Here is a 12,704-nt window from a genome sequence, read left to right on the forward strand (position 1 = left end):
AAGGTGGCAGATTACAAGAGATGTTGTAGCTCAATTGCTTTCAAGTTCATTACAGCCTTCCCTCTTCCTCGCTGGTGCCTGATCTGCGGTTACGGGCAGCTTTAACTTTAGAGTTACCGAACTTGTAGTTAAACGTCAGGTTTAAGCGGCGGCTTTCCCACTGGTTTTTCCAGTACATGTCCACGTTGTTATACTTTAAGGTGCTTCTGGAACGGCTGCTGTCAAAAATATCACTCAGCTTCACGCTAACCGTGGCTTTATCATCCCAGAAAGATTTTCTTGCCCCTAAGTCCAGCTGAAAATTAGCTTTTACGTTGTACAGGCCTTGCACTGATGGCGAGCTGTAGTAGCCTGAAAGCTGCAGTTTGTAGTCTTTCGGCAGTTGAAAGTTCTGCTCTGCACTGGCTTGCCACGATAGTTGCTCCTGGTTATAATCTATGCCGCTTATAGGAGTGTTAATGCGATTAAAGGATCCCGATAGCTGCAGGCTTGTATTCCACCAGTTGGTGATAGGCATCATGCCGCCGCTGCTCAGGCTCAGGTAAGTTGCTTTGCTTAAGTTCTCTGGTCTGCTAATGCTTACTTTTGTCTCATCGTTCTGATCGATCACACTTGTTACAAAGTTATTAGTTTCCAGAAAGCTGATGCTTAGCAGCTGAAAGCTCTTATAAGTATAGTTTGCCTGTACAGAATTGGAAAAAGAAGGCTGCAGAAACGGGTTACCCTCATGGGCTGTGTATGGGTCCGAGAAAAAGGTAAATGGGTTTAAGCTGCTATACGAAGGGCGGCTGATGCGGCGGCTGTACGAAGCTGAAAAACGGTTATTATCATCAGGATTATAGCTTACAAAGAAACTTGGGAAAAACTGCAGGTAATCCTGGTCTACGCTTGGTTTGGTAGTAGCAGACTTACCCTCGGCAATGGTACGTTCTGCCCTGATACCAGCTTTCATGCTAAGCTTATGATTAAATTTTTTGCTCAGGGTCAGGTAACCGGCCTGTATTGTTTCGTTGTACGCAAAGCTGTTGGTACGCTTTTCATCAGTTACCCAACCCTGCTCCTGCAGCTCCCGGAATGTAATGTTGCTGTTGTTGCTAACCCAGCTGGTCTTTACTCCTGCCTCTGCTTTATAACCGGCTCCCAAGGGGTGCACATAGTCTGCTTTTAATGATTTTATACTTGCCTCAGCACCGCTCAGGCTGCGCAGCTGTGTAGGGGCTTGGGTAACTTCTCCTGCTGCACCGTAAAAGTTGTTTGTGAAATTGTCGTTTGCATTTCTGCTGTAGCGCACATGATCTGCATCAAAGCTAAACGTGCGTCCGGTGCTGTCAATGTCATACTTGTAGTTCAGGTTCATGCTGTAGTTGTCGGAACCTAATTTACTCTGGTTTCGCATGTCCATGGTGCCAAACAGGTTTCCGGCTGCATCATAGTTAACAGAGTTGCTGGTAGTAACGGTATTCTCCGGTGAGCTGTAGCCTTTTGCCATAATGCCTACTGTATGTTTCTTGCTGATGAAGTAGTCGGCACCTGCAGCCAGGCTGTAGCTTTTGGTAATGGGGTGCCAGTAGTTTACCTGGTTGTACAGGCTATCGTTGATGTTGCGCTTCAGGGTAAGGCGGTTAAAGGAGTTATAATGCCCCATGTTAAGACGCGTAAAAAAGCTTACTTTTCCGGTGTTATAGTTCAAATTCAGTCCGCCCCAGGCTTTCTCATACTTCCCGTGGCCCGCACCTAAAGTAGCGGTGCCATTCATTCCTAGGGTTTCGTCTCTTTTTAACTGTATGTTGATAATGCCTGCTGTGCCTGCCGCGTCAAACGAAGCCGGAGGGTTTGCCATCAGTTCTACTTTGCTAATTGCCGAGGCAGGCAACGATTTAAGGTAGTTCTGCAGTTCAGCACCACTCATGTAGGTCATCTTGCCATTGATCATCACATTCACGCTGCTGCTGCCCCTGAAAACGATGTTGTCGTCTTTATCCAGCCGTACACCTGGTGCATACTTTAGTACCTCCAGGGCATTCTCGCCGGTGGTGTTCAATTGATCCACGTTCATCACCAATCTATCGGCCTCTTGCTCAAGCAACTGTTTCTGCCCTTTTACAACTACCTCCTGCAGCGCATTGGCTTTTTCGTGCAGTTGTATTACCGGAACCTGCACCAGCTGCTGCTTTACCTCAAATGCCCTACTTTTTGCCGGAGAAAATGCTACCATTAAAGCTTTTACAGTATAATTGCCTGGCTTTACCTGCGCAAAAATATAGGCACCTGCGGCGTCTGTCATCTCAGAAGATACTACCGAAGAGTCTGGCAACTGCAGCAACACCACCGACACGTAATCCAGGGGTTGCTGTGTTGCGGCGTTTGTCACAGTGCCTTTTACCGTAGCAGAAGTCTGCGCCCGGGATGTAAATGATATCAAGCATAAGCCAATCAGTAAAAAGAAGAAGCGAAGCGAGGAGTAACGAGTTTTCATAATTGAGTGCGTTTATGTTAATGATGACTCAAAGATGCAGCACGCTTAGCTTCTCAAGAATTAAACTATCCTAACACCACCAAACATTATCCTAACCTGTAAATGCTGGGTTTATTGGTTTGATATAAGAAAGGCGGGGTTTGAAAACAGAAACAGGGCGGTTGGGATAAAAAATGTGTTCCAAAAGCTTATTTATCTATAGCTTTAGAACATGAACGCAACAAAGAAAACAATTGGGCTGCACGTTTTAGGATGGGCACTTTATATAGGATATGGTATTTTAGGCTACTTCCTGTACAGCTGGAGGTTCGAAGTGCTGTTGCTCACACTTTCGCAGTACGTGCTGCAATTAGTAGAATTCTATCTGTGTTATTTGCTGGTCTTCCCGCTCTGGATGAAGCATAAAAAATGGTGGATAATGGCAGTGGGCATAGCTGGAGTGATGTTTACTTACATCGGACTGCGTTTTGTTATAGAAGAAGTTCTGTTCAAGGCTGCGTTTGGTTTTAGTAACTACTCCACCATAACGTTCTCATACTATATATTTGACAATCTGTACTGGGCCATGCCAGGCATTTTCCTGGGAGCCGTAGTATGGGCTTTACAGGCTACGCTGCAGAAAGAGCGCGAAAACCGCACACTGCGCCAGGAGAAGACACAGGCAGAGCTGGCTTTTCTGAAAACGCAGATTAACCCGCACTTTCTCTACAACACGCTAAACTACATTTACTCACTCGCTTATCCTGTATCCGATAAGCTGGGCAATGCTGTGATCAAATTATCGGAACTGATGCGCTACATGCTAAATGAGAGCAAAGACGGCAAAGTAGAGTTGCAAAAGGAAGTGGATTACCTGCACAATTACCTGGCTATTTACCGCCTACGCTTCGAAGATAATTTCTTTGTAAATTTCGATATTAAGGGTCACGTAAACGGGCAACGTGTAGCTACTTTAGTACTTATTCCCTTCGTAGAAAATGCCTTAAAGCATGGTGTGGTAGATGACCCGGAAGCCCCAGTCCAAATAAACCTGCACCTGCAGAACCAGGATCTATACTTTGAGGTAAGCAACCTCATCAACCAGCACCAGAAAGACCATACCACAGGTATCGGACTTGCCAATATCCGCCGCCGCCTTGAGCTGATTTACCCCGGAAAGTATAACCTGGACATACAAGACGATGGCCAGCAATTTAAAACTGTGCTGAAGCTGCAGGAAGTATAATATTCCAGCCCTCGTAATGTCTTTATGAGCCGCAAGTGTCTGGCTTAACTGCTACATAGCATCTGCTTAGTGGTTAGATGCTCGTAAGAGCTACGCACGCTGCGAGGTCTTTTGCAAACAGCATGAATCAGGATTTTATGATGAACAGTATCTTGAATTTAATGAACTTGCAATACTAGATATTAACTATATTTATGTTACTTTAATCCTGAGTATACCTAAACATCCTGTAACTCCTGATTTAGACTAAATTCTCTAACACTCTAACTTCCAGACTTAATATGATTCGCTGCATTGCCGTTGACGACGAAGCTTACGCTACCAATATTATTGCCGACTATATCAGCAAAGTACCTTTCCTGGAGTTGGTTGGTACGACCACCAGCCCTATCGAGGCTATAAACTGGGTGCAGGATGGCAAAGTGGATTTAGTTTTTCTGGATATACAGATGCCAGAACTAACAGGTATACAGTTTCTGAAGATATGCGGCAACAAATGCAAGGTTATACTTACCACTGCCTACCCGGAGTACGCCTTGGAAGGCTACGAACACGATGTAATCGACTACCTGCTCAAGCCCATCCCCTTCGACAGGTTTTTTAAAGCCGTACACAAAGCGCAAAGTATAATGCAACGAGATGCGGCTAATGCCACGGCATCAGCTACGTTACCTGAAACAGAGACGGGAATAACAACTGCTGTACCAGCTGCCGATTACATGTTTGTGAAAGGCGAAAGCAAGAACAAATTTCTGAAAGTGGCTTACAGCGACATCTTGTATGTAGAAGGACTTAAAAACTATGTTTCCATGTACCTGCCGGGGCAGCGACTGGTAACGTACCAATCGCTTACAGACCTGGCAGAGCAGCTGCCTCAGCCCCCATTTTATCGTGTGCACCGCTCCTACATCATCTCTATTGATAAAGTAAGTATGGTAGACGGCAACACCATTTACATTGGCGACAAAGACATTCCTGTAGGAGAAACTTACCGTGACGGCTTCCTGAACATGATCAGGGAGAAAAGCAAAGTATAAAAGCTATACCGCGCGAAGCACCTTTTTAAGGGCTGTTATACTGTAAAGTATAAGTTCGCCGGTCATTAGGAGCATACCGAGGTTGCCTGTTAAGTTAGGCCATGCAATACCGAGCAGTAACACCTTAGCTATTACGGTAGTCAAAATATCTCCACAGACTGCGTAGCCTCTACAGCAGCCAGTGCTGCACTATAGGTGCGGGCCATATGTGTAGCTTTAAAAAACAAGATGCTATAGATTACAACAGAGCTAAGGGCAATGATAAAAACAGCGATCGATTGCGTTTCGCTTAGCAGGCCGGCTTGGCTGTAGCTAAAGCCCATTATCAACTACGCACCCTTCCCCTTCAGCCCAACAAGGCGCTTTAATTTGTCGAGTGTAAATGCATGTTTTTCGGTGCCCTCTGTGCCCAACAAAAATGAAAAGGCTTGTAGGTCTGGTTTGTTATCGCAGTAGATCTTAAGCATGCCCATTAACGGTATACTTACAAACATGCCCGGTAACCCCCAAATCATTCCGCCGATAATAATGCTCAGAATCGTAAAAAGCGGGTTGATGTTTACTTTACTGCCCGTAATAGTTGGGGTAAGTATATTGTTCTCCGTAAACTGGATCAAAATAAAAAGTATGATTACCCCTAACGCTCTGTTAGGCTCTCCCTGAATAACTAAAGTATAAAACAGTGGAATTGCGCCGCCTATCAAGGTACCAAAGTAAGGTATAAAGTTCATGATGGCAGAAAGAATGCCTAGCAGGAGTGCGTATTCAATCCCGATTATCCATAACCCAAATGTATTAATGACACACAGAATCATTATCACAATGACAACGCCTGCCATATAGTGCCTCGTAACATGTGAAATCTGAAAAATAATGCGGCTTGTGTTATCGTGTGTGGCTGGTGGCGTAAGTCTGTAAATAAAACGCTCGAGTTTGTTGCGGTAATAGAGCATCAGAAAAATGTAAACCGGCATTAGGGCAAATTTTGTAACTGTATTGGTTGTTGCCATAAAAGCCTTTCGAATAAAATCGCCGCTGAACTCAAACGCTGCGGTTACCTGGTCCTGAAGCCAATGGTTGTCTCTGGATGTTCTGATGCCAAATGTGCTTTCGAGGCTATGTTGCAGCCTGTCCAGGTTGGCCATGGCTTTACCCTGTAAGTCCGGAAAATCTCCTAAAAAAGCTCCTAGTTGCTTGTAAAGCAGGAGCAGCAGGCCTACAAGCATAGCCATGCTTGTGATAATAGTAAGGAAGTTTGCAAATATACGCGGTACTCCCCATTGCTCCAGCTGCTTTACAACAGGGTATAGCAGATAGGCAAAGAGCAGCGCCATAACAACAGGGTACAGAAAATCGCGGGCAACCACCAATACATAAACAAACAGTATACCGAACAGAAGCCCGAATGTTAAGCGCTGAAGTGTCTGAAATTTTCCTGCCATACTTATGCATACTGCAACCCACATAGCAATAGTTATAAAAACCTTTAAGCACACATAAGTAGCAGTTTATTTAAAACTGATATTGTTGCCTCCAGAAACCGTACCTTTGTATAAATTATACGAAAGCCATGGCTACTTTTAATGATCTGAAACTACACTCCTCGCTGCTACAAAGCCTTGAGGAGTTAAAGTATACTTCTCCCACTCCCATACAGGCAAGTGCTATACCGTTGCTGCTACAAGGCCAGGATGTAGCGGGTCAGGCAGAGACAGGCAGCGGCAAGACAGCTGCCTTTGGCTTACCGCTACTGCAAAGTATAAACACAGAGCTACAGCAGGTGCAGGCCCTGATCATTGTGCCTACCAGAGAGTTAGCCGTGCAAGTGAGGCAGGAACTAAAGCAGTATGCCAAGAAAATTGAGAACCTGAAGATCAGCGCCTTTTATGGAGGCCACTCTTTTTCTCAGGAGCGTGCTTCGTTATCGCACCCGCCGCAGCTTTTAGTTGCCACACCCGGCCGCCTGACCGACCATCTAAACCGCCGAACTGTAGATTTAAGTAAGGTAAAGCAAATTGTTTTAGATGAGGCAGATAAACTGTTGGAGATGGGCTTTGAAGAGGAACTGGATCAGGTGATGACAAGCCTGCCGCAAAAACGCCAGACTATTCTTTTCTCAGCCACCATGCCCGATGATGTAAAAGAGCTGATAGCCAACTCGCTTAAAAATCCCCAGTTTGTGAAAGCCTCAACCAATGCTATTCCAGACAAGGTGAAGCTGATAGGTATAAAAGTAGATCATGACAAAAGAAAGGAAATAGTTGGCGCATTGTTGCAAAGTATAAACCCTGTAGGTACTGTGGTATTTACAAACACACGTATTGCCGCCGATGAGATAGCTGCGCAACTGCAAACGGCAGGCTTTGCAGCCAGACCGCTGCACGGAGGCATGGAGCAGAAAGATCGTGACAAGGCTATGATGCTTTTCCGTAACGGCACCACCCAAGTACTGGTGGCCACCGACGTAGCTGCCCGTGGTCTGGACATTGACAAGCTGCAGAACATTATTCATTACGAGTTGCCTATAGATGCAGCAGCTTACCTGCACCGCAGTGGCCGAACCGGTCGGGCCGGTAAAAGTGGCACCGTGTATACATTGGCAACTCCCCGCGATGAAAAACAGCTGCGCGATTGGGAGCAGGTGCGCATGGATGATTGGCTGACGGCAGAAAATCTAACTTCAAAAGCCGCTACCCCGGATCAAACTGTTCAGCCTGCTTTTGCTACACTCTACATCAGCGGCGGACGAAAGGATAAGATCAGCCCGCGCGATATTGTAGGAGCCCTGATAGCAGAAGCCGGTTTAAAAGCAGACCAGATTGGCAAGATTGAGATTCAGGATCGCATGAGCTATGTGGCCGTACCTGAGTCGCAAAGCAAAGGCATAGCCCAAAAACTGAGCGATGGAAAAATAAAGGGCCGCAAGTATAAAATACAACTGGTAAAAGACTAAAACATAATTCTGCTTAACTTTGCCGCTGTTTAGCATATAGTATAACATGACGAAAAGAATCGCGTTGCTCGCTACGGCTCTCGTAGCCTGCAGCATTATATCTTACGGTTGGGGCTTTTTTGGCCACAAGGTAGTGCATCAACTGGCCATCTATGGCCTGCCAAAACAAATGCAGGGCTTTTTTTACAAAAACCAGGACTACCTGGTGCAGCAGTCCGTACGGCCTGACGAACGTAGAAACCATGATCCGGCAGAGGCGCCTCGCCATTTTATTGATGTAGACGTGTACGGTAAAGATGCCGTTTATACCATGCCGCAGTCTTGGGAAGCTGCTGCAGAGAAATATCCGGTGGATACCCTGTTAAAGTATGGCATTGTGCCATGGCACGTTATGGAGATGAAAGCACGCCTTACTGACGCTTTCCGTCAGCAAAACGCCGACAGCATACTTTTTTATGCCGCTGACCTAGGCCATTACATTGCGGATGCGCATGTTCCGTTGCACACTACCCTTAACTACGATGGACAGTTAACAAACCAAAAGGGCTTGCACAGCCTGTGGGAGTCTAAAGTACCGGAGATGCATGCAGAAACTTACAGATTGCAGAACAAAAAGGCTGAGTACTTGAAGGACAGCGAAACGGCTATTTGGGAAGTTGTACGTGCTTCGCATAAGCTTTTCCCGGATGTGCTTGCACTGGAGCTAGAGGCATCAAAGTCTTTTACGCCGGAAACTAAGTATGTAACTGTAGAGCGAAACGGTAGAATACGCCAATACTATTCTGATGATTTCGCTAAAAAGTATGCAGAGCTGCTCGGCCCTACTGTGGAGAAACGCATGCAATCGTCTGCAGAGGTAGTCTCTAACTTCTGGTATACTTGCTGGGTAGACGGTGGCAAACCAGACCTGGATAAACTAATGGGTGGTAAGCTATCTAAAGAGGAAAAAAAGGCGCTGAAGCAGGAGAAAAAATCCTGGAAGAAAAATAAGCTTTTCCAGGAAGATAGAGTGCTGGCTACAAAGAAGAAGGCAAACAGCTAAGTATAAAAACCAATTAAAAAAGGCTATACCCACATCAGGTATAGCCTTTTTTGTTTTAGCATAAAATATACTTTACTTGCCTGTCCTGTTGCGTAGGCGCCTGCGCAACTCCTGCATCACTTTTCTGTTTAATTGGGCCTCGGATTTATAAAGTTTGAAAACCTGCTGTGGGGTTAATACCGTTTTAAACTCGTTATAATACTTCCGGCGGATAGTGCTGATCTTTATCGCGTTATCCAGCTGCGCTGTTATCAGCTTGTCTGCTTCTTCAGCGCTAAGGCTGTCTGGGTTTGTGCGCAACAGCCTGCCCTGTCGCGGAAAAGTGATTTCATTTTTTTCTGTTTCGTAGCGTTTGTAGATTGGCGTCAAAGCCTTCATTTTATCCTCACTCAACACCAGCGCTTTGCTTATTTCCACCAGCTTTGCCTGCGATATCCGCTCCTGCAGTTTCGGATTCCTACTTAAATCCTGTGCCTGTCCTGTAAACTGTAACAGAAATAGCATGCTGATAAATACGGTAGTTAAAAGCTTATTCATTTTCAAAAGTTTGTTCATATACATGTAAATCAGTTTCTGCTACGGCTGCAAGTAGCATCAATTCTTCATCCGAAATAGTAGCCAGCACATCATCTAGCGTCTCAGGCATTTTGGAATTTGTGAGTTGGTTTGTTCGCGGCTTTATACTTGGGTCTTCAGGTTTTGTAATAGCCGCCAAGGTTTGTTCTTCTGGCTTAGCTGGTGCCGTTTCAGTTTCTTCCTTTACCTCATTGGTTGGCTGCTCCACTATAACCGGAGCATTTTGCTGCTGACCGGTTTCTGTAGTCGCTATGGCTGGCTCATAGGCTTTGTTAGCTGTGTACACAAAGTACCCCACCGTGAGTAATATAGCCAAGCTAGCTGCTACTGCCATAGCACGCCATACAAACAGAACTGGCTGTTTATGCTTATTGCCTCTGCGTTCTGCCTCGGCCAAGGTGCTTTGTGTAACCTGCTCAAAAAAGTCTGGTGGCACTTTGTAAGGCATCCGCTTCCCTACTCTATTAAAATCGAAATCTTCTTTCATGAGTTATTTAGCATGTATTCTTTAATCTTGCTGCTAGCGTAGTGATAGTTTGTTTTTAAAGTGGCTACCGAGCTGTCCAGTATCTGGCTGATTTCTTCGTAACTGAGCTCGTCGTAGTAGCGCATGTTAAATACCAATTGTTGTTTTTCCGGCAAGCGAAGTATGGCCTCTTGAAACGTAACCAGTAGCTGGTCTACATCTGTGGTGGTGCTTTCGTGAAGCTGGTTGATAAGCTTCTCGTTTACCTCACCTTCAGCTACCAGAAACTTTTTCTTATTCCGGAACAGCCGCAGGCACTCGTTGGTAGCAATTCTATAAAGCCAGGTATAAAGCTTACTCTCACCGGAAAAACCATCAAGTCCTTTGTACACATTGATAAATGTCTCCTGCAAAACATCCTGCGCATCGTCATGAGACACAACCAGGCGCCGAATATGCCAATAGATCCGTTCATTGTATTTGTTCATCAACAAAGTGAAACCTTCGCTTTTAGTGCTCTGCTCACGAAACAGCGACAAAATCTCTTCGTCTGTCGTCGTTACCATTTATAAGGGTGCATAAAAATTTATATTATGTACTTTAGAAACCAACAAGTACAAAAAGTTAAAACCCGAAGTCAAAATAATTTTCACCCTGCATCAAGTCACAAAACCATAGAGTTGTTGAGGCATCTTAAACATTTGCTAAGGCTTTGGCTAATACCTAGTTTCGTAAGAGCTGTACAGCTAAGTCCTTGCTTTAACTAATTTCATTAGCAAAACCATTGTTGCACTTGCTAAAATCTTTTACCTTTACCTTATGGAGATGATCGTAGGAATAGCCGCATTTTTAGCCGGACTGGTAGTTACTTTTTTAGCACTGAAAGGAAAGCTGAACGCATTGCAACAAGCAGCTAATCAGGCTGCCATTACGCAGGGCGTGCTGGAGGCCCAGGCTAAACAGAAAGCAGGAGAAGCAGACCAACTAAAAGCACAGTTGCGCGAGGCACAAACGGAAACGCTGGAGCTTACCAATGCCCTTACCAAAACCGAAACTGATTACGAACACCTGAACAAGCGCCTGCATGAACAAAATAAGGAGCTAGAGCAACTCCGCGAAAAATTCCTGCAACAATTCCAAAGCATCTCCAACCAAGTGTTGATGAACAACGCCGAGCATTTTAATAAAGCCTCTTCCGAAAACCTGGAGCGTGTACTTGCTCCTTTGAAAGAGCGTATTAAAGAGTTTGAATCAAAAGTGGAGCAAACCTACGAAAAGACATTAAAAGACAGTGTTTCGCTGAAAGAGCAGATAACGCAGTTGGCAACGCTGAACCAGAAAATGAGCCAGGATGCACTTAACCTAACCCGTGCCCTTAAAGGCGAAAGCAAAACACAGGGCAATTGGGGAGAGTACCTGCTGGAGAGCCTGCTAGAAAAGTCCGGGCTACGCAAAGGAGTGCATTACGAACGCGAAGAGGTACGCCAAAACGACGACAAAAAAGTATACCGCCCAGATGTGATCGTGCGCCTGCCAGAAGGTAAACATCTCATCATCGACTCCAAACTCTCTTTAGTTGCCTATGAAGCCTACTGCAGCTGTGAAGACGATGATCAGCAGGAAGTATACTTGCGTAGCCACATCAACTCCATCCGTACACATTTTACAGACTTAGGCCGCAAAGACTACCATAGACTCACTGGCATCAACTCACCAGATTTTGTGATGATGTACATTCCGCTGGAGCCAGCCTTTAGCTTGGCCTTACAGCACGACCACGACCTGTTTACAGATGCTTTTGAGCGTAACATTGTGCTGGTTACCACTTCTACTTTACTGGCAACGCTGCGAACAGTGGCTGGAGTATGGCGTCAGGAAGATCAGAAGCGCAACGTTATAAAGATTGCTGAAGAAAGCGGTAAATTGTACGACAAGTTTGTTGGCTTTGTAGACGATTTAAAGACAATTGGTAAGCACTTGGAGCACAGCCAAAGCTCCTATAATGCTGCCATGAACAAACTAACAGATGGTAAGGGTAACCTGATCAGAAGGGTGGAAATTTTAAGGGAATTGGGTGCTAAAACAAGTAAAACCATCGATGATAGCTTGCTACAGGAGGCGCAGTTACCCGAAAACACTGAAGAACCAAAGTAGGAAGTATAAATTAGGTTGTTTTACATCAGGCACTGTTAATTTAAAAGCAGCATCATCTTGTATATTGCTAAAAATCTATACTTTAGCAGTTGCAATGTGTAACTAACCTTATGAAGAAAAACCTGATCGCTATGGCAATCTTATCAAGCACTACCCTCGCCTGCCAACCCAAAACAGAAACGGCAAATGCTGCACCTCCAGCAGAGGCTACAATCACCACACAACCGCAAACTGTACAGGTGATGCAGCAGATGTTCGAAGCATTTAATAAACACGACCTGGAAGCCATGGCTGCGCTGTACGCGGATGATGCTGTGTTTACCTCACCTGAAATGATAGAACCGAAAAAGGGCAAAGCTGCTGTAGCCGAAATATATGGACCGTTGTTCGAGATGGCTCCTGATGTGCAGGATGAAGTGAAGCATTATATTTACAATGGCAAAGATGAGATTGCCGTAGAATTTTTATCGAAAGGAACAGTAGAGAACATAGGACCAAACGATCCGCCACACATGAAAGGCAAAGAATTTGAGCTGAAGATCTTCTGCCGCCTGAAAGTAAAGGACGGCAAGATAATAGAAGATGTAACTTATTACGACCAGCTGGCCTTTTTGCAGCAGCTAGGCCTGTCAGAATAAAAAAAGTATAAACGCAACCGCATACCGGTTGCGTTTATACTTTATAGCGCAGGCAGTACCTCCCCCATACTTATCACGTATATGCGTTATTGCTTCTGCACCAATAACTTAGTATATTAGTAAGACAACCACGAACT

12 protein-coding genes are annotated in these 12,704 nt (G+C 45.1%); 6 read left to right on the forward strand and 6 right to left on the reverse strand.

Features of this window, described 5'->3' with window-relative positions:
* Positions 1 to 49: 49 nt before the first annotated feature.
* Entirely contained in the window at positions 50 to 2,476 is a 2,427-nt protein-coding gene (locus tag WG943_RS07340; protein ID WP_340407837.1) for an outer membrane beta-barrel family protein, read from the reverse strand.
* Positions 2,477 to 2,687: 211 nt separating this feature from the next.
* Here WG943_RS07340 and WG943_RS07345 point away from each other — a divergent pair, with 211 nt between their 5' ends.
* On the forward strand, positions 2,688 to 3,701 hold the full coding sequence (locus WG943_RS07345) for a sensor histidine kinase (RefSeq protein WP_340407838.1): 1,014 nt from the start codon (positions 2,688 to 2,690) through the stop codon (positions 3,699 to 3,701).
* Between the two features lie 281 nt (positions 3,702 to 3,982).
* Positions 3,983 to 4,738 carry a LytR/AlgR family response regulator transcription factor gene (locus tag WG943_RS07350; protein WP_340407840.1) on the forward strand — a complete coding sequence of 252 codons (756 nt, stop codon included), beginning with the start codon at positions 3,983 to 3,985 and terminating at the stop codon, positions 4,736 to 4,738.
* A 140-nt stretch (positions 4,739 to 4,878) separates the two neighbouring features.
* Here the strand turns inward: WG943_RS07350 and WG943_RS07355 are convergent, their stop codons facing one another.
* Both WG943_RS07355 and WG943_RS07360 read right to left on the reverse strand, forming a co-directional pair.
* Positions 4,879 to 5,061 carry a multidrug resistance efflux transporter family protein gene (locus WG943_RS07355; RefSeq protein ID WP_340407841.1) on the reverse strand — a complete coding sequence of 61 codons (183 nt, stop codon included), beginning with the start codon at positions 5,059 to 5,061 and terminating at the stop codon, positions 4,879 to 4,881.
* Positions 5,062 to 5,067: 6 nt separating this feature from the next.
* Positions 5,068 to 6,180 carry an AI-2E family transporter gene (locus WG943_RS07360; protein ID WP_340407842.1) on the reverse strand — a complete coding sequence of 371 codons (1,113 nt, stop codon included), beginning with the start codon at positions 6,178 to 6,180 and terminating at the stop codon, positions 5,068 to 5,070.
* 128 nt (positions 6,181 to 6,308) lie between these two features.
* Here WG943_RS07360 and dbpA point away from each other — a divergent pair, with 128 nt between their 5' ends.
* Positions 6,309 to 7,691 carry an ATP-dependent RNA helicase DbpA gene (gene dbpA / locus WG943_RS07365; protein WP_340407844.1) on the forward strand — a complete coding sequence of 461 codons (1,383 nt, stop codon included), beginning with the start codon at positions 6,309 to 6,311 and terminating at the stop codon, positions 7,689 to 7,691.
* 46 nt (positions 7,692 to 7,737) lie between these two features.
* Complete coding sequence (locus tag WG943_RS07370; RefSeq protein WP_340407845.1) at positions 7,738 to 8,733, forward strand: zinc dependent phospholipase C family protein; 996 nt, start codon at positions 7,738 to 7,740, stop codon at positions 8,731 to 8,733.
* Positions 8,734 to 8,805: 72 nt separating this feature from the next.
* Here WG943_RS07370 and WG943_RS07375 read toward each other — a convergent pair whose 3' ends face one another.
* Genes WG943_RS07375 through WG943_RS07385 form a run of 3 tightly spaced genes read right to left on the reverse strand, consistent with a single transcriptional unit; the run spans position 8,806 to position 10,341 of the window.
* Positions 8,806 to 9,270, reverse strand: coding sequence for a hypothetical protein (locus WG943_RS07375; RefSeq protein ID WP_340407846.1), 465 nt, complete (start codon positions 9,268 to 9,270; stop codon positions 8,806 to 8,808).
* Positions 9,263 to 9,796: a hypothetical protein gene (locus WG943_RS07380; protein ID WP_340407847.1), complete on the reverse strand. Its 534-nt coding sequence runs from the start codon at positions 9,794 to 9,796 to the stop codon at positions 9,263 to 9,265. Before WG943_RS07380 ends, WG943_RS07375 begins: the two co-directional genes overlap by 8 nt.
* A complete protein-coding gene (locus tag WG943_RS07385; RefSeq protein ID WP_340407848.1) occupies positions 9,793 to 10,341 on the reverse strand; it encodes an RNA polymerase sigma factor in 549 nt (182 codons plus the stop codon). The genes WG943_RS07380 and WG943_RS07385 overlap by 4 nt, the downstream gene beginning before the upstream one ends.
* A 253-nt stretch (positions 10,342 to 10,594) precedes the next feature.
* Between WG943_RS07385 and rmuC the strand changes: the two genes are divergently transcribed.
* Both rmuC and WG943_RS07395 read left to right on the forward strand, forming a co-directional pair.
* Positions 10,595 to 11,929 (forward strand): DNA recombination protein RmuC, encoded by a 1,335-nt coding sequence (rmuC, locus tag WG943_RS07390; protein WP_340407850.1) that lies wholly within the window; start codon positions 10,595 to 10,597, stop codon positions 11,927 to 11,929.
* Between the two features lie 131 nt (positions 11,930 to 12,060).
* Entirely contained in the window at positions 12,061 to 12,567 is a 507-nt protein-coding gene (locus tag WG943_RS07395) for a nuclear transport factor 2 family protein (protein WP_340407852.1), read from the forward strand.
* Positions 12,568 to 12,704 lie beyond the last annotated feature (137 nt).

This window comes from Pontibacter sp. H249, from assembly GCF_037892465.1.
Taxonomy (GTDB): Bacteria; Bacteroidota; Bacteroidia; order Cytophagales; family Hymenobacteraceae; genus Pontibacter.